This window comes from Corynebacterium sp. CCUG 71335 (assembly GCF_024454075.1).
Classification (GTDB): Bacteria; Actinomycetota; Actinomycetes; order Mycobacteriales; family Mycobacteriaceae; genus Corynebacterium; species Corynebacterium genitalium.
In genome coordinates, this window is record NZ_JAGPYY010000003.1 from 22,540 (window position 1) to 39,724 (window position 17,185).

At 60.8% G+C, this 17,185-nt stretch carries 15 protein-coding genes; all 15 read left to right on the forward strand.

Annotated features, from left to right (window positions below; translation table 11 throughout):
* Positions 1 to 6 precede the first annotated feature (6 nt).
* The 15 genes from KBX19_RS02855 (at position 7) to KBX19_RS02925 (ending at position 17,167) form a co-directional block, all read left to right on the forward strand.
* Entirely contained in the window at positions 7 to 672 is a 666-nt protein-coding gene (locus KBX19_RS02855; RefSeq protein WP_255995955.1) for an L-threonylcarbamoyladenylate synthase, read from the forward strand.
* The gene (locus KBX19_RS02860) at positions 673 to 1,818 is read left to right on the forward strand and encodes an MraY family glycosyltransferase (RefSeq protein WP_255997309.1); all 1,146 of its coding nucleotides are present in this window, start codon (positions 673 to 675) and stop codon (positions 1,816 to 1,818) included.
* Between the two features lie 288 nt (positions 1,819 to 2,106).
* Positions 2,107 to 6,111, forward strand: a complete 4,005-nt coding sequence (locus KBX19_RS02865; RefSeq protein WP_255997310.1) for a Pls/PosA family non-ribosomal peptide synthetase — start codon at positions 2,107 to 2,109, stop codon at positions 6,109 to 6,111.
* Positions 6,112 to 6,275: 164 nt separating this feature from the next.
* Positions 6,276 to 7,577, forward strand: coding sequence for a heparan-alpha-glucosaminide N-acetyltransferase domain-containing protein (locus KBX19_RS02870; RefSeq protein ID WP_255997311.1), 1,302 nt, complete (start codon positions 6,276 to 6,278; stop codon positions 7,575 to 7,577).
* 152 nt (positions 7,578 to 7,729) lie between these two features.
* Positions 7,730 to 8,458: a hypothetical protein gene (locus KBX19_RS02875; protein WP_255997312.1), complete on the forward strand. Its 729-nt coding sequence runs from the start codon at positions 7,730 to 7,732 to the stop codon at positions 8,456 to 8,458.
* 47 nt (positions 8,459 to 8,505) lie between these two features.
* Complete coding sequence (locus KBX19_RS02880; RefSeq protein WP_255997313.1) at positions 8,506 to 8,958, forward strand: hypothetical protein; 453 nt, start codon at positions 8,506 to 8,508, stop codon at positions 8,956 to 8,958.
* 335 nt (positions 8,959 to 9,293) lie between these two features.
* A complete protein-coding gene (gene atpB / locus KBX19_RS02885; protein ID WP_005290553.1) occupies positions 9,294 to 10,100 on the forward strand; it encodes a F0F1 ATP synthase subunit A in 807 nt (268 codons plus the stop codon).
* Positions 10,101 to 10,201: 101 nt separating this feature from the next.
* On the forward strand, positions 10,202 to 10,441 hold the full coding sequence (locus KBX19_RS02890; protein ID WP_255997314.1) for an ATP synthase F0 subunit C: 240 nt from the start codon (positions 10,202 to 10,204) through the stop codon (positions 10,439 to 10,441).
* Between the two features lie 54 nt (positions 10,442 to 10,495).
* On the forward strand, positions 10,496 to 11,092 hold the full coding sequence (locus KBX19_RS02895; RefSeq protein WP_255997316.1) for a F0F1 ATP synthase subunit B: 597 nt from the start codon (positions 10,496 to 10,498) through the stop codon (positions 11,090 to 11,092).
* Positions 11,093 to 11,099: 7 nt separating this feature from the next.
* Positions 11,100 to 11,942, forward strand: a complete 843-nt coding sequence (locus KBX19_RS02900) for a F0F1 ATP synthase subunit delta (RefSeq protein WP_255997317.1) — start codon at positions 11,100 to 11,102, stop codon at positions 11,940 to 11,942.
* Positions 11,943 to 11,983: 41 nt separating this feature from the next.
* Positions 11,984 to 13,630 (forward strand): F0F1 ATP synthase subunit alpha, encoded by a 1,647-nt coding sequence (gene atpA, locus KBX19_RS02905; protein WP_005290544.1) that lies wholly within the window; start codon positions 11,984 to 11,986, stop codon positions 13,628 to 13,630.
* Positions 13,631 to 13,701: 71 nt separating this feature from the next.
* A complete protein-coding gene (locus KBX19_RS02910) occupies positions 13,702 to 14,676 on the forward strand; it encodes a F0F1 ATP synthase subunit gamma (protein ID WP_005290542.1) in 975 nt (324 codons plus the stop codon).
* Positions 14,677 to 14,679: 3 nt separating this feature from the next.
* Positions 14,680 to 16,203: a F0F1 ATP synthase subunit beta gene (atpD, locus tag KBX19_RS02915; protein WP_005290540.1), complete on the forward strand. Its 1,524-nt coding sequence runs from the start codon at positions 14,680 to 14,682 to the stop codon at positions 16,201 to 16,203.
* A 9-nt stretch (positions 16,204 to 16,212) separates the two neighbouring features.
* On the forward strand, positions 16,213 to 16,575 hold the full coding sequence (locus KBX19_RS02920; RefSeq protein WP_005290538.1) for a F0F1 ATP synthase subunit epsilon: 363 nt from the start codon (positions 16,213 to 16,215) through the stop codon (positions 16,573 to 16,575).
* 133 nt (positions 16,576 to 16,708) lie between these two features.
* Positions 16,709 to 17,167 (forward strand): DUF2550 domain-containing protein, encoded by a 459-nt coding sequence (locus KBX19_RS02925; RefSeq protein ID WP_005290537.1) that lies wholly within the window; start codon positions 16,709 to 16,711, stop codon positions 17,165 to 17,167.
* The last annotated feature ends 18 nt before the right edge of the window (positions 17,168 to 17,185 follow it).

Genomic DNA, 17,185 nt, shown 5'->3' on the forward strand with positions numbered 1-17,185 from the left:
TCGCACATGCCGAGCAGAGTCTACGACTGCCTCGACCCGCAGGGCCGGAAGGAAGGCATTGAGGCCGCGACGAACGCTGTGCGCGCGGGGCAGTGCGTGGTCATTCCTACCGACACGGTCTACGGCATCGGTGCCGACGCCTTCAACCCGGATGCCTGCGCGAAACTGCTGGCCACCAAGCGCCGCGGACCGGACATGCCGGTGCCTGTGCTCGTCGGGTCGTGGACCACGATTCAGGGCCTCGTGCGCGAGTTCACCGACACCGCGAAGACCCTTGTGGAAGCTTTCTGGCCCGGTGGCCTATCCATCGTTGTGCCGGAAGCGCCCTCCTTGCCGTGGAACCTGGGCGACACGCGCGGCACTGTGCTGCTGCGCATGCCGCTTCAACCAGTCGCAATTGAGTTGCTGCGCGAGACCGGCCCCATGGCGGTGTCCAGTGCGAACATTTCCGGTGAAGCACCGCCCGTGACAGCGCTGGGTGCGCGCAACCAGTTCGGCGAAGCTGTTCAGGTCTACTTGGACGGCGGCAAGGCAGAGGTGGGGGAGCCGTCCACCATCATCGACATCTCAGGGCCGAGCCCAATCATTCTGCGCGAAGGCGCGATCTCGCCGGAACGCATCGGCGGGGTTCTGGGAATGACGCCTGAACAACTCCGGCGGAAAGACCGCTAAATGTCAGGCGCTGGCGTCCCGCTCCGCGAGCTGGGTCTGGTGATCCTCGTGGCCGCGGTGATCACCTACCTGGCTACAGGCCCCGTGCGCTCCATGCTCGTGCGCACCGGACGAGTGGCCGAGATCCGCGAGCGCGACGTGCATACCCAACCCACTCCGAGCCTCGGGGGAGTGGCGATGTTCACCGGTTTCTTGTCCGCGGTATTCCTGGCCATGCAGCTGCCAGCTCTGACCCGCGGATTCGCTCCGGTCACGCCGGAGATGACGGCTGTGGTCATCGGCGCATTCCTCATCGTCGTGGTAGGCGTCATCGATGACCTATACGAGCTCGCGGCTTTGCCGAAGTTCGCCGGCCAGGTGCTCGCCGCCGTGACCATGGCGGTATTGGGGCTGTCGTTCAATGTCATCTACTTGCCTTTCGACGGTGGGACCACGCTCATCCTCGACCAGACGCAAGGCATCATTGTGTCCACGCTAATCACTGTGACTTTGATCAATGCCTTCAACTTCGTCGACGGCATCGACGGCCTCTCCGCTGGGCTGGGGCTCATCGCCGGGGCAGCGATTCTGGTGTTCTCCTTGACTGTCCTGCACGACCAAGGCGGCGCCGTGTCCGCATACCCGCCGGCAATCATCTGTGCCGGTCTCGTGGGCATCTGCGGCGGCATTCTTCCGCACAACTTTGAACCTGCCCGGATCTTCATGGGGGACACCGGAGCAATGCTCATCGGCCTGCTGTTGGCGGCAGCGTCGATCTCTGCGTCCGGCAAGATCAACATGTCTCTGTATGGCACCGCGGACTTCGTGGCACTGATCAGCCCGTTCATTGTCGTCGTGGCCGCGATTGCGCTACCTGTCATCGACCTAGTCATGGCCGTGATCCGCCGCGTATCTCAAGGGAAGAGCCCTTTCTCGGCGGACCGGCAGCACATTCACCACCGACTCCTCGCCCTCGGCCACACCCACCGGCGCACTGTTCTTGTCCTGTATATGTGGGTGACTGCTATCGCGTTCGGTACCGTGAGCTTCTCCATCGTGCCTGCGCGCTACGCGGCGGCATTCACGGCAATCGCGCTCCTGCTAGCAATCGCGGCGACCTCAGTGCCGTGGATGCGAGGAAAGATCGGCCCGCAATCTGAGGGATAGTGCGCCCGAGGGACCTGCATCTTATCAATAACTGGCATTCGCCTAAGGTTCTTCCAAGCAGTTTTAATGATTTGGAGGTATCTTGTGGACATGCAAGGTCCCTCGATGCTCAATGAGTTGATAAACGCAACATTAAACTGCTTTAATAGGCACTCCTTAAATGAAGTCTAAGAGCTGAATAATTGATGTATCAGGTAGCAGTCATCCGTTACGGTTCAGCGTTTCCTAGCTTGAAGTCAACTGTGATGCCTACTGCTGCCGATCGAAACTTGCACTAGGAGGTTTGCGGTGCATACAGAGGACAATCGGACATCGGACGAGTTCGATGATCCGTCACTAGCTATCTACGGTGTCGAGGAAGTCCCTGAACCCAGGACATTGGTCGACATCTTTATGGAAACTGTCAATCAGTTTCCAGATGCCCCGGCACTGTCCGGTTCAGATGGAACGCTGACATACCGGGAGCTTGCCGAGCGAATCGATGAACAGGTCGAGATTCTTGCAAGCTACGGAATCGGTGTCGGTGATCGAATTGGAATCCGCGTGCCGTCGGGAACGACCGACCTCTACGTGGCAATTCTGGCAACCATTTGTGCCGGGGCTGCTTACGTGCCTGTGGACTGGGATGACCCAGATTCACGCGCCACGACTGTGTGGGAAGAAGCCAATGTTGCGGCGGTGTACGGCGCGCGCCTGATGCTCACCATGCACCGTGAAGTCGGCGCACAGGTAGAACCCGGACGCCCGGGTCTCAGCGATGACGCATGGATCATCTTCACCTCCGGTTCCACCGGTAAACCGAAAGGCGTTGCGGTGAGCCACCGCTCTGCAGCTGCCCTGGTTGACGCAGAAGCCCGGATGTACCTTGTGGATGCTCCGCTTGGACCGCAAGACCGCGTCATGGCCGGACTGTCCGTTGCCTTCGACGCCTCGTGCGAGGAAATGTGGCTGGCATGGCGCTACGGTGCGACCCTGGTCGCTGCTCCGCGCGACATTGTCCGCTCGGCAGACGCCCTGGGGCAGTGGATCACTGAGCACGAAATCACTGCGGTGTCTACTGTGCCTACGCTCGCGTCTTTCTGGCCCACCGAGTCCCTAAGCGCAGTACGCCTTCTCATTTTCGGTGGAGAGGCACTACCCAAGGAACTTGTGAACCGCCTTGTCGCGCCTGGGCGGGAATTGTGGAACACCTACGGGCCGACCGAAACGACAGTCATCTGTTCGGGCCACAAGATGGAACGACTTGAAAACGATGAACCGGTCCGCATCGGCCGAGCTACACCCGGCTGGGAACTCGCGGTGATCGATCCTGAGACCGAGCAGCCGGTCGAGTGGGGACAATCGGGCGAGCTGGTTGTCGCGGGAGTCGGCCTTGGTAGGTACCTCGACCCTGCTAAGGACGCAGAGAAGTATGCTCCCATCCCTGCCCTTGGGTGGGACCGTGCGTACCGCACAGGAGATCTTGTCGTCGCCGAGCGAGACGGATTGATCTTCGCCGGGCGCACCGATGATCAGATCAAGTTCGGTGGTCGACGAATGGAGCTCGGTGAGATTGACCGAGCCCTGGCCAGCACGCCGGGCATTTCGGCTGCTGCGGCCGCGAAAAAGACTACTGCGGCCGGATCGGACATCATCGTCGGCTACGTCGTTGCTGAGGGTGAGCTTGACCTCCAGGAGGTTCGCGCTCACCTTTCCACAGTGCTGCCGGGCGGCATCGCACCGTCGATCTGCGTCATGGATTCGCTCCCGATGAAAACGTCGGGAAAGGTGGACAGGGGTGCCTTGCCATGGCCGCTGCCAGACTCCGGAGAAGTGACCGCTGGATTGTCCCCTGAGCTGCACTGGCTCGCAGGCAAGTGGGCAGACCAGCTGGGTCCTGTTCCGCTCGAAGCAGATGCCAACTTCTTTGAGAATGGCGGGTCGTCGGTCGCATTGGCCAAGCTCGCCGTCGACTTGCGTGCGGACTACCCGGCACTCGATATCGGCGCGTTGTACGACAACCCGACTCTCGAGGACATGGCCGCCTACCTTGAGACCTTGAATGCGACGCTGGAACCTCGGCCGACGCCGAAGAAGATTCCTTGGTGGACGGGCATCTTCCAGTTCCTTTGGGTGTGCGGAATCTACCTTGTCAACGCGGCGCGCTACGTGGTCGGTGCGTTACTGGTCGTATGGGCCCTCGACGTATTCCTGGATGCCCCGTGGGTCCCGGCACTTCCTTTCTGGCCGCTGCTCATTGGCTGGATCGTCCTGTTCTCGCTACCCGGCAAGATGGCACAAGCCACGCTTGTTTCACGTTTGCTCACCATCGGTATTCGACCAGGTGAGTATCTCCGCGGCGGGTGGACTCACATGCGAGTGTGGGCTGCTGAGCGGTACGTCACGTACTTGAAGCTCGAGACACTTCTGGGCACCCCGATGGCTCCACTGTTCTTCCGTCTCTTGGGTAATTCGGTCGGACGCGACGGAGAACTGGCGACCATGCCTCCTGTCACCGGTTTGGCCACAATCGGCGACCGAGTGTCGCTGGAACAAGAGGTCGATATCTTGGGCCACTGGATTGAAGGGGACACGTTCATCCTTGGCAGCATCGATATCGAAGATGGGGTCCGTGTCGGCCTTCGCACCTTTGTCACGCCTAACTCCCGCATCGGCGCCAACGCCGAAATCCTCTCGGGCTCGTGTGTTTCCGGTGAGGTCGCTCCGGGTCGCCTTTACGGTGGATCACCACTGGCAGACCGCGGCGAAGCCGGATTGACGTGGCCGGAGCTTTCTCCGGAGGAAGCTGCACGCCGCGGCTCTGTGACACTGGTGAACCGTTTCGAGCGCGGTATCTACTTCGGTGCAGGAATGGCGTGGATGACGCTACTGCCCGTTTTGGCAAGTCTGCCTGGCATCTTGCTGATCTATCCGACAGTGTGGTCCCGCGACCGGTACCAAGATGTGTTTCCGATTCTCGCAGCATGGACACCAGTCTTCATTCTTCTGGTCATGGTGACATGGCTCGCTTTGGTCGTGCTCAGTGTGCGGTTCTGCTCTGTGTTCATCCAGCCCGGGTACTTCCCGCAGCGAAGCACTACTGGCTGGGCGGTGTGGATGACCCACACTCTCCTGCAGAAGACATTGACCTCCACCTACTTCATGTACGCAGGGTGGTTGACCCCGGCATTCCTGCGCATCCTTGGTGCTCGTGTTGGCGAGGACACCGAGATCTCAACCGTCGAGACCATTCCGCACCTGACCTCCATCGGCGACCGATGCTTCCTTGCGGACCACTCACTGTGCAGTGCTGCACGACAAGGCAACGGATGGGTGCACCTCGGAACGACGGTGGTGAGTGACGGCTCCTTCGTCGGTAATTCCGGAATTGTCGGTGCTGATCACGATCTTCCCGAAGACGCCCTCATCGCAGTGTTGTCTTCTTCCCCTTACCGGCCGGGCCGAGGCACCTCGTGGCTCGGACGTTCCATCCGTGAGATTCCCCGCGCCCACGTCGAAGCCGACGTGGCTCACACGTTCAAGCCACCGCGTTATCTCAAGGTGGCCCGCGCAGTCGTCGAGGCGTTCCGCATCGTGCCGATCATGGTGACGGCGCACCTCGATCTGTTCATCGTGTGGGTGCTCACCGAGATCTACATGCGTGCAGGCATGGGTCAGGCTGGATTCAACGCCGTCTTGTTGTGGGTGTTCCCGGTTGTGCTCGCCGCCGGAATCATTGCAAGTATTGTTCCCATTGTTGCGAAGTGGCTGCTGGTCGGACGGTTCAAACCAGGCGACCACACGCTGTTCTCCACATTCGTGTGGCGCGGCGAGCTCGTCGACAACTTCGCCGAGCTGCTTGCTATCCCGTCTTTGATCCGGATGTCGCTGGATTCCCCTATGCACAACTGGTGGCTGCGCATGATGGGCTGCCATATTGGCAAGCACGTTTGGTGTGAATCGTGGTGGCTGCCTGAATTCGACTTGATTAGGCTCGGCGACCGTTCCACGGTCAACCGCGGAACCGTGTTGCAGACCCACCTGTTCCACGACAGAGTGATGGCCTTGGAGACCGTCGAGTTGGGCATGGGAGCCACCCTCGGCCCGAACAGCTTCATGTTGCCAGGATCGTCCCTAGGCGATCGAACGACGATCGAACCGGGCTCCCTGGTCTTGCGCAACGACGGTATCCCCGCGGATACTGTCTGGTCCGGCAACCCGGTCGCGCACGTAGAAGCGCCAGCAGACGAAGCGCCGGCAGACGATCAATCAGGCAAGGCCACTCTCTCAGATGCGCACTATTCCGCCGTTTGATGCAGTTGATGAAGTAGGAAAACAGCAGTATGTCATCATCAGTGAATCCCTCAACTGAGGAATCCGTAGCTCGCCCCACCCCAGGACCAGCGGGAGTCCGGCCCATTTGGGATGGACAAAAGGAGACGCTACCTCCACCGGAGGATGGTCCGAGCCCCGAAGTTTTGGGGCCGTCCAGGGTACGTTGGACCTCTGATCGGGCGTTCGGGCCCAGTGGCAACCCGAAGCGCATCGTCGGCCTCGATGTCGCGCGCGGGTTCGCGCTGCTTGGCATGATCGCGGTGCACATTCTGCCCGCGTACAGCCCCTATACGGGGCGGCCGACCGTGGTCTGGCAGCTCCTAGCGGGTAATGCCGCTGCGCTGTTCGCTCTCTTGGCGGGAATCTCCGTAGCGCTGATTACTGGCGCGAATAACCCGCATCAGGGCCGGCGGATGACGCGTAGCAGGGTTTCCCTTGTTACCCGTGCGATCCTGATCTTGCTGTTGGGCTTGGCCATCAGCGAGCTGCCCCTGCGTGTCTTCAACATCTTGCCGTACTACGGTCTGATGTTCTTGGTAGCGGTGTTGCTCACCGGGATGCGGATCCGCAGTCTCTTGATCACCGCCGGAGGCTTCATCGTTCTCGGGCCGCTCGCGATTTTCGCGTTGAACTCCTTCGTTGATTACAAGGGCCCCGCAAACCCGAACTTCACGTCCTTGTTCACGCAGCCAGTAGAAACCCTTCTGACACTCCTTGCCGGAGGCACTTATCCCGTGATCACGTGGATGGCCTACATCTGCGTCGGCATGGCGCTAGGACGGATGAACCTGCGCTGGTTGCTGACTGAGGCGCGGCTCATTCTCTGGGGCCTTGTGCTCATCGCCATTGGTTCGATCACGTCGTGGTTTCTCATCGACTACCTTGGCGGCTTTGAGGCGCTCTACTACTACACCGACGGTTATGACGCGGAAGACATCATCGACACGATCGATTACGGTCCCTCGAAGCATCTTCCTACCGACACGTTATGGTGGCTAGCCATTGACGGCCCGCACACGAACACGCCTTTCTCGCTGGTGAAATCACTCGGCTTCGCGGTGCTGTTCCTCGGGCTCACGTTGGTTATCTCGCAGGCACTGCGCCACGTGCTGTTCCCGCTGATCGCGGCTGGATCGATGACGCTGACCATTTATGTCACCCACCTGGTCTCATTCGCCTACTTCACCGACTCGATCAAGGCCTACTGGACGGAATGGTTCCTGGGTCAAGTAATATTCTTCCTCATCTTCGCCAGCTTCTGGCATCTTGCATTCGGCCAGGGGCCCTTGGAGCGCATCATCGCTAAGACGTGCAAGGGCGTGAGTAAGCGGCTGGTGCCGAAGAATGCGCCAGTCAGCGAAGACCGCTCCACTGCGGCGCCGGCTGATACAGGTGAGAACACCCACACCCCAACAGATGCGGAGCAAAGCAACCCTAGAGAATAAACCTTCAACAATGAGGTACCCCAGACATGAAGAAAACTAAAAAAGTGGGCCGCGTACGACACGTGGCGCAACGAGCTATCCTCTCGGTGATCACCGCCGTCGGGGTGGGGCTAAGTGCTGCCGCCTGTAGCAGCGGGGCACACCCGGAGCCTATGACCCCGCGAGACGGAAAAGAATCGCTGAAGCCCATCGGTAGCAAGAGTGGGGAAGCTCAATCTGAGGAAAGCCCTGTCGACAACGATGGTGAGCTGAATGACGGCGCTGAGCAGTCGAACGAGCCCGCGCCAAAGATCCCCGAGGTTCTTTACCCGAACGGTGTGGAAACGAGACTGACTCCACCGGGGACAGAATTGCCCTTCGGTGAGCCCGCGATTGTTGCGAGCGCTGATGCTGAAGGCCGTCTGCTGGTCTGGTCCGTGACCCCGTACCAGGGAATTGACCTTGCCCCTGAGCAGGTCGCACTGGCCCCGGCCACGGCCGCCGAAGGCAACAAGGAGTACGTGTGCTTCGCCTACGACATTGCGTACCTCGGCGCGGTCGCCAAGGCTTCTGGTCGCGATGATGTCGTCCCCGGAGTGGGTGACATCAGCGGGGCGGCTGTAGTGCCCCCGGAACTGTTGCCCGGCACCACCGAAGGCGAAACGACAATGCGACTTGTCGGCGGTGCGGACGACGCTTGCGGCATCCCCCCGGCATCGCGGGTGCCGGTGGCCCAAGCGGGTTTGGTTATGAACTACCCATACGCGCGCGCTGCTGTAGCCGCCGTCGAACTGGGCCGCAAAGATGCAGCGCGGCCGGCGACGTTGATGTACCCGTTCGACTACGGTCTTCCCGGTGTTGCCGATGCCGGTAATACCGTGGAGCCGATTATCTGGGGTTAGCAGCGGAGCGTCGAGAAGCACCTGGGCCTTCTGTAATATCAGGGTCCGTGAACACTTCCGACGCCCGAACATCCGGCCACGCCGTGAACGATATTTCTGAGTTCCAGGACCACCGCCGCCCGCTCATCCGTGCTTTCAAAGCAGGCGGATGGGCGCTACTTGTCATGACCGTCATCTCGCTGGCGATCTGGGGGAGCATCCGGGACCTGCCGGGCATTTGGGGCGTGCTCATCGGTGCGGCGATCGGCGGCGGGTTCGTCCTATTGACCGTCGCGTCAGTTCTGGCGACGTCGGGTACATCCCCCTCAACAACCATGGCGGTCGTCCTGGGCAGCTGGTTGGTCAAGCTCATCGTCTTGATCCTGGCGCTCATGTGGCTGCGCACCATGGACTTCTATGACACTGCCGCGCTCGGTGTGACTGTCATCCTCGCGCTCATTGTCGTTCTCGCCACCGAAGTATGGGGCGTGATGACTACGAACGTGACGTATGTGGGGTGACGCACGGGGCGTCGACAAGCGCGCGGGGGAGCTGTTCTGCCCCCTGTGCTCCGTCTGTGACTGAGGTAACAGGCGCATGAAAATCGCCTACACCTGCCATAATGTGACGGCTGTGAGCCAGCAGGTAAATCGGCGAAGACTACCTCCCCCCAACATGCACGTTTTGGGGGTCCTGCTGATAGGCTAATCGCGGGTCTCACCCCTGTCCCGCGGTAGCTGATGTGCGACGGAGTCCGCCGCGGTAGGCAGAACTTCAAGACGTCCATCGCACCGCGAATCCCGACAGGTTCGCGGCCCGAGAACGGGAGAGAACGCTGAGCGTTACAACTTTGGCCATGAAGGGTAGCTTCCACGCGCCTGAACTTGGCCCAGAATTTTTCCCGGGGCAAACATACAATGAGGGCCTACACATCATCGGGGAAAACTTCCTCGGTGGTTGGTTCGCGCTGGACCGCATCATGATCGTCCGTCTTCTGATGGCGCTCGTGCTTGTGGTCCTTTTTGCTGTCGCCTTCCGGAACCCCAAATTGGTTCCGTCGGGCCTGCAAAACCTTGGTGAGATCGCCGTGGACTTCGTCCGCGTGCAAATCGCCGAAGACATCTTGGGCAAGAAGGAGGGGAAGCGGTTCCTGCCGGTTATCGCCACCATCTTCTTCACGGTCCTATTCATGAACGTAGCCACGATCATTCCGGGGTTGAACATCTCGCCGAACTCTCGCATTGGCATGCCGATTGTGCTGGCGCTGGTGGGATACATCGCCATGATCTACGCGGGTGCCGCCCGCCACGGCTTTGGCAAGTACGTGAAGCACTCCCTTGTGATTCCGAACTTGCCGCCGGCTCTTCACCTTCTGGTGGTGCCGATCGAGTTCTTCTCGACGTTCATTCTGCGTCCGGTCACGCTGGCTCTTCGTCTCATGGCGAACTTCCTTGCGGGCCACATCATTCTCGTCCTGTTGTACTCCGCCACGAACTTCTTCTTCTGGCAGCTCAACGCATGGACGGCAGTGAGTGGTCTGACTGTGATCGCAGCGCTGTTGTTCACCCTGTACGAGCTGATCATCATCTTCCTGCAGGCGTACATCTTCGCCCTTCTGGTCGCGGTGTACATCGAGCTGTCGCTGCACGCAGATTCGCACTAGTCAGGCGCGAACTGACTGACAGGCCAACTGAATAACCCCACACATTTCGTCACCGTCCGGGCCAGCAACGGGCCGGACATCAAGAAAGGGAACGACTTTCCATGAACGACATCATCCTCGCCCAGGCAACCGAGCAGACCGTGACCGGTCTCGGCACCATCGGCTACGGCATTGCCACCATCGGTCCGGGCCTCGGCATTGGCATCCTCGTCGGCAAGACCGTCGAGGGCATGGCACGTCAGCCGGAGATGGCTGGCCAGCTGCGCACCACGATGTTCCTGGGTATCGCCTTCGTCGAGGCACTGGCCCTGATCGGCCTGGTCGCCGGCTTCCTGTTCTAAAAGAACACTTCGCACAAAAGAAGTTTGTAAGACCTTTTAGATCAGGAGTAACCAATGACGAACGTCATTCACCTACTTGCGGCTGAGGGCGGCGAGAAGCTGAACCTCGAGGGAGATCCCGCTGGTGCTTCTCCGAGCATTCTGCTCCCCGCGCCGTACGACATCGTCTGGTCCCTCGTCGTCTTCATTGTCGTCTTCATCCTCTTCTGGAAATTCGTTCTGCCGAAGTTCCAGGAAGTTCTGGCTGAGCGCGAAGACAGGATCAAGGGCGGTATCGAGCGGGCTGAGTCCGCTCAGGCACAGGCAAAGGCTGCTCTGGAGAAGAACAACGCTCAGCTGGCACAGGCACGCGCCGAAGCTAACGAGATCCGCGAAGCTGCCCGCGAAAAGGGCAAGGAAATCGAAGCACAGGCACGCGCCAACGCTGAGACTGAGTCCCGTCGCATTGTCGAAGCTGGTGAGAAGCAGCTGATGGCCTCCCGTGAGCAGGTCATTGCTGAGCTGCGCAACGAGATCGGCCAGAACTCCATCAACCTCGCAGAGGAGCTCCTCGGCGAGGAACTGTCGGATTCCACCCGCCGTTCCAACACCATCGACAGTTTCTTGAGCCAGCTGGACACCGTGTCCGCACGCTCGGCATCCGGAAAGTGAGGCGTCGATGAGAGCAGCTAGCCGCGAAGCACAGTCGGCCGTCGCAGAGAAACTGGACGCGATCATCCGCGACAAAGCCGACGCAGGCGAGTCCGTATCCGTCGCAGCCCAGGTGGGCACCGAGCTGTTCCTTGTTGTGGACCAGCTGGACAAGAACCGTGCGCTGCGCATCGCCGTGGCTGACTCTTCGCTCGCCGAAGAGCAGCGTGTTGGCATCATGAGCGACATCTTCAGCGGCAAGGTCGCTGAAGCAACGCTTGAGGTGCTGCGCGAGTCAAGCGCACGCGAGTGGTCCGCCCCGCGCGAATTCCGTGAGGGACTCGTGCACTTGGGCCGCAGGGCACTCCTGCGCGGCGCAGAGAGCGAGAACAAGTTGGGCGAGGTCGAATCCGAGCTCTTCCAGCTGTCTCGTCTCTTTGAGCGCGAGAGCGAACTCACCCAGCTGCTGTCTGACCGCACCGCCACCACGGACCAGAAGCGTCAGCTTTTGGCCAGCGTGCTCTACGGCAAGGTGTCTATGTACACCGAGGCGTTGGCGCTGCAGGTGGTCGGCCGCCCAGAGGACAACCCGGTCGACGACATCGCAGGCATCGCACGCGAGTCGGCCGAACTGACAGGTCGGGAGTTTGCGGCAGTGACCGCTGCAACTGAGCTGACTGATTCTCAGCGCGAGGCACTGGCAGAAAAGCTTGGACAGATTTACGGCCGCGAGATGGCCATTCACACTGAGGTTGACCCCAGCCTCCTCGGCGGTGTGACCATCCGCGTTGGCGATGAACTCATTGACGGCTCCACGCGCGGAAAACTTGAGCGCATGCGTGCCGACATGGCAGCCAACACGGCTTACTAAAACGAAATTGCTGGAAGAATCTACCGAGAGCAGGAAAGATTATGGCGGAGCTGACGATCTCCTCCGATGAGATCCGTAGCGCGATAGCGAACTACACCTCGAGCTACTCCGCGGAGGCCTCCCGTGAGGAGGTCGGCGTGGTGACGTCGGCTGCAGATGGTATTGCCCAGGTTTCCGGGCTGCCGAGCTGCATGACCAACGAGCTGCTTGAGTTCTCCAACGGCGTCATCGGCGTCGCACAGAACCTCGACACCGACACCGTCGGCGTGGTGGTCCTGGGTGACTTCGAGACGATCTACGAAGGCGACAAAGTTTCCAGGACCGGTGAGGTCCTGTCCATCCCGGTCGGGGAGGCATTCCTCGGCCGCGTGATCAACCCCCTGGGCCAGCCGATTGACGGCCTGGGTCCGATTGAGGCTGACGAAGAGCGTGTGCTCGAGCTTCAGGCAGCAGGCGTGCTCGACCGTCAGCCGGTTGAGGAGCCGATGCAGACCGGCATCAAGGCGATTGACGCCATGACGCCGATCGGCCGCGGACAGCGCCAGCTGATCATTGGTGACCGTAAGACCGGTAAGACTGCGGTCTGCATCGACACCATCCTCAACCAGAAGGCCTACTGGGAGTCCGGTGATAAGACGAAGCAGGTCCGCTGCATCTACGTTGCCATCGGCCAGAAGGGCTCGACCATTGCTGGTGTGCGCCGCACCCTCGAGGAGCACGGCGCACTCGAGTACACCACCATCGTTGCCGCTCCGGCATCCGACTCCGCAGGCTTCAAGTGGCTGGCACCGTTCGCCGGTGCTGCTCTGGGCCAGCACTGGATGTACCAGGGCAACCACGTTCTGGTGGTCTACGATGACCTGACCAAGCAGGCTGAGGCCTACCGCGCCATCTCGCTGCTGCTGCGCCGCCCGCCGGGCCGCGAGGCATACCCGGGTGACGTCTTCTACCTGCACTCCCGTCTGCTGGAGCGCGCTGCCAAGCTTAACGACGAGCTCGGCGCCGGCTCTCTGACGGCCCTTCCGATCATCGAGACCAAGGCGAACGATGTCGGTGCCTTCATTCCGACCAACGTCATCTCAATTACGGACGGTCAGTGCTTCCTGCAGTCCGACCTGTTCAACCAGGGTGTCCGCCCGGCCATTGACGTCGGTATTTCCGTCTCCCGTGTCGGTGGTGCCGCACAGACCAAGGGCATGAAGAAGGTCGCGGGTAACCTCCGTCTGGACTTGGCCGCATACCGCGACCTCGAGTCTTTCGCAGCGTTCGCGTCCGACCTGGATGACGCTTCCAAGCGCCAGCTCGAGCGCGGCCAGCGCCTCGTCGAGCTGCTGAAGCAGCCGGAGAACTCCCCCCAGCCGGTCGAGTTCCAGATCATCTCCATCCACCTCGCTAACGAGGGCGCATTCGACTCCGTTCCCGTCGAAGATGTCCGCCGTTATGAGGCAGAGCTGCACGAGACGATCCGCGCTGAGGCCCCTGAGGTCTACGAGCAGGTCGACGGCGGCGCAGCCCTGTCCGACGAGTCGAAGGAGACCCTGGCCCGCGTCAACGAGAGCTTCGCCCAGAACTTCCAGACCTCCGGCGGCGAGCGTGTCGTGCGCGAGCCGGAGGCTGATGCTATGGACGAGAGCGACATCTCGAAGCAGCAGCTCAACGTCTCTCACAAGTCGCAGAAGAAGGATTAGTTCAGACTCGCGCTGTTCTGGGCTAAAGAACCTAGAGAAACACGACTTAAGAGAGAGGAGGAGCACACACTATGGCAACACTTCGCGAACTGCGTGACCGCATCAAGTCGGTCAACTCGACAAAGAAGATCACCAAAGCCCAGGAACTGATCGCAACATCGCGCATTACCAAGGCCCAGCGTCGCGTGGAGGCGGCTCAGCCGTACGCCAACGAGATGCAGGATGTCATGGAGCGGCTTGTCGCTGCGACCAACCTGGACCACCCGATGCTTCGCCAGCGCGAAAACGCCAAGGTCGCCGCAATGCTGGTGGTCACCTCTGACCGCGGTATGGCCGGCGGTTACAACCACAACGTGCTCAAGAAGGCTGGCGAGCTGGAGCGCATGCTCCGCGACGCCGGCTACGAGGTTGTCCGCTACGTCACCGGCGGCAAGGGTGTGACCCACTACGACTTCCGTGATCAGGAGATCGCGGGGGAGTGGACTGGTTGGTCCCAGGACCCGACGTGGGAGGGTACGCACGACGTGCGCCACCACATGGTCGGCGGTTTTGAAGCCACCTCGGAAGGTGAGGTCAAGTGGCGCGAGGGCATCCGCGCGCCGGAAGGCCAGGCCATTCGAGGCTTCGACCAGGTCCACGTGGTTTACACCAAGTTCGTCTCCATGCTGTCGCAAGAGGCAACGGCTCACCAGCTGCTGCCCATCGAGCCCGTCTTCGAGGACGTCGAGTTCGAGCAAGAGGACTTGTTCACCACGTCAGGCGAGACCATGCCGGACATGGAGTTCGAGCCGGACGCTGAGACGCTCATGGAGAGCCTTCTCCCAGCGTACGTGTCCAGGACGCTCTACTCGATCTTCCTGGAGGCGTCGGCGGCGGAGTCTGCATCGCGCCGTACCGCGATGAAGAATGCGACGGACAACGCGACGGAGTTGGCTAACGGGCTGTCCCGTGAAGCCAACCAGTTGCGTCAGGCAAAAATTACTCAGGAAATCACCGAGATTATCGGCGGCGCTGGAGCGTTGTCCGGTAGCGGAGAAAGTGACTAAATCATGACTACAGCTCTATCTCACGATGAGCGTAACGACGAGCCGACCGGGGCTGAGGACAACGTCGCAGCCTCCGGTGCCGCCAACCAGGCTTCCGCTGATGAGCGCAAGCCGGCTGGTTCGGATAACGGCCGCGTCGTCCGCGTCATCGGTGCAGTCGTCGACGTGGAGTTCCCGCGCGGCGAGCTGCCTGAACTCTACAACGCACTCGAGGTCGACATTGAGCTCGATGCAGTGGCTAAGACTGTCATCCTCGAGGTGGCACAGTTCCTCAACGACGGCCTTGTCCGCACGATCGCCATGGCTCCGACCGATGGCCTCGTCCGTGGCGCGCAGGTCCGCGACTCCGGTAACCCGATTTCGGTTCCGGTTGGTGACCAGGTTAAGGGCCACGTCTTCAACGCGCTCGGCGAGTGCTTGGATGATCCTTCTGTGGGCAAGGACGGCGATCGTTGGGGTATCCACCGTGAGCCGCCGGAGTTCAAGGACCTCGAGGGTAAGACCGAGATCCTGGAGACCGGTATTAAGGTCATCGACCTGCTCACCCCGTACGTCAAGGGCGGAAAGATCGGCCTGTTCGGCGGTGCCGGTGTGGGTAAGACCGTTCTGATCCAGGAGATGATTACCCGTATCGCTCGCGAGTTCTCGGGTACGTCGGTCTTCGCCGGTGTCGGCGAGCGCACCCGTGAGGGTACGGACCTCTTCCTGGAAATGGAGGACATGGGCGTCCTTCCGGATACCGCCCTTGTCTTCGGCCAGATGGATGAGCCGCCGGGGGTTCGTATGCGCGTGGCCCTGTCCGGCCTGACCATGGCGGAGTACTTCCGCGATGTGCAGAACCAGGACGTGCTGCTGTTCATCGACAACATCTTCCGTTTCACCCAGGCAGGTTCTGAGGTGTCCACGCTGCTCGGCCGCATGCCGTCCGCTGTGGGCTACCAGCCGACGCTTGCCGACGAGATGGGTGTCCTCCAGGAGCGCATTACCTCCACCAAGGGCCGTTCGATTACGTCCCTGCAGGCCGTTTACGTGCCTGCGGATGACTACACCGACCCGGCCCCGGCGACGACCTTCGCCCACCTGGATGCGACGACCGAGCTGTCGCGTTCCATCGCCTCGAAGGGTATTTACCCGGCTGTGGACCCGCTGACCTCGACCTCCCGCATCCTGGAGCCGGGTATTGTCGGCGAGCGCCACTACGGTGTCGCTCAGAAGGTGATCAACATCCTGCAGAAGAACAAGGAGCTGCAGGACATCATCGCCATCCTCGGTATGGACGAGCTGTCCGAAGAGGACAAGATCACCGTTATGCGCGCTCGTAAGATCCAGCGCTTCCTCGGCCAGAACTTCTTCGTTGCGAAGAAGTTCACCGGCGACGAGGGCTCGTACGTCCCGCTCGAGGAGACCATCGAGGCCTTTGACAAGCTGGCTGAGGGCGAGTTCGACCACTACCCGGAGCAGGCCTTCAACAACCTTGGTGGCCTCGAGGACGTCGAAGCTCAGTACAAGAAGCTGCAAGAGAAGTAGGAGAAGCTCATGGCTGAAATCACCGCAGAACTGGTCTCCGTTGATCGCATGCTGTGGTCCGGCGAGGCATCCATTGTCACCGTCCAGACCACCGATGGTGAGATCGGCTTCATGCCCGGCCACGAGCCTTTCCTTGGCCAGCTCAAAGAAGATGGTGTAGTGACCATCAGCCCGGCCGACGGCGACAAAGTCGTCGCCGCTGTCCAGGGCGGGTTCGTTTCCGTGGTGGGAAACAAGGTCACCGTCTTGGCTGACTCCGCGAAGTTCGCCTCTGAGGTGGACAGCAACGAGCAGTTCGACGACGAGGATCCGGCCCAGAAGGCGCGCCGCGATTCTGAGCAGGCTGCTCTTCGCCGCATTGGCAGCGCGTAGTACGCGCACTCGCGATTTATCGGGTTGAACCCCCGTCCAGGTCAGTCTGGACGGGGGTTCACCCTTTGCGTGCGGGGGTGGTCAAACTTTCGTCTATTCACTGTGAACAATCTGGCGGTTACACTGGCTCTTTATGAAGATCGTCGGGTACCTGCTTATCGTGGTGGCGGTCATCGCCGTCTGCGCGGCGGTGTGGCGGTTTCTGACGGTGCGCAACAACGGCACTCAGGCGCTGATCCGGGTGCTACCGGCGCAGGGGACGCACGGTTGGCGCCACGGCGTGATCACGTACTCCGGCGACCACATGCGCTTTTACAAGCTGCGCTCCCTGTCTTTCGGGGCGGATGAGGTACTCACGCGCAGCGACATTTCCATTACGGGACGCAGAAAAGCCACTGAGACCGAGCGGGATTTCATGCCCGGGGTCGAGGTGGTTGTTCTTTTTTCTGCGGATGGCAACGACTACGAGTTCGCCACGGAGTGCCATGCGTCGATGGCGCTGATCTCATGGCTGGAGTCTGCCCCGGATAAACGCCATGTGCGTGCTGATATCGAGCACCTGCGCAACCGCGCTTTCAAGGCGCAGACCTAAGCCCGCTAGGCTGGAACC

Excerpts from the sequence above, each read along its gene's own strand:
- KBX19_RS02855 (WP_255995955.1), top strand. The coding sequence starts at position 7 with ATGCCGAGCAGAGTCTACGACTGCCTCGACCCGCAGGGCCGGAAGGAA.
- KBX19_RS02860 (WP_255997309.1), top strand. The coding sequence starts at position 673 with ATGTCAGGCGCTGGCGTCCCGCTCCGCGAGCTGGGTCTGGTGATCCTC.
- KBX19_RS02875 (WP_255997312.1), top strand. The coding sequence starts at position 7,730 with ATGACCCCGCGAGACGGAAAAGAATCGCTGAAGCCCATCGGTAGCAAG.
- atpB (WP_005290553.1), top strand. The coding sequence starts at position 9,294 with ATGAAGGGTAGCTTCCACGCGCCTGAACTTGGCCCAGAATTTTTCCCG.
- KBX19_RS02890 (WP_255997314.1), top strand. The coding sequence starts at position 10,202 with ATGAACGACATCATCCTCGCCCAGGCAACCGAGCAGACCGTGACCGGT.
- KBX19_RS02895 (WP_255997316.1), top strand. The coding sequence starts at position 10,496 with ATGACGAACGTCATTCACCTACTTGCGGCTGAGGGCGGCGAGAAGCTG.
- KBX19_RS02900 (WP_255997317.1), top strand. The coding sequence starts at position 11,100 with ATGAGAGCAGCTAGCCGCGAAGCACAGTCGGCCGTCGCAGAGAAACTG.
- atpA (WP_005290544.1), top strand. The coding sequence starts at position 11,984 with ATGGCGGAGCTGACGATCTCCTCCGATGAGATCCGTAGCGCGATAGCG.
- KBX19_RS02910 (WP_005290542.1), top strand. The coding sequence starts at position 13,702 with ATGGCAACACTTCGCGAACTGCGTGACCGCATCAAGTCGGTCAACTCG.
- atpD (WP_005290540.1), top strand. The coding sequence starts at position 14,680 with ATGACTACAGCTCTATCTCACGATGAGCGTAACGACGAGCCGACCGGG.
- KBX19_RS02920 (WP_005290538.1), top strand. The coding sequence starts at position 16,213 with ATGGCTGAAATCACCGCAGAACTGGTCTCCGTTGATCGCATGCTGTGG.
- KBX19_RS02925 (WP_005290537.1), top strand. The coding sequence starts at position 16,709 with ATGAAGATCGTCGGGTACCTGCTTATCGTGGTGGCGGTCATCGCCGTC.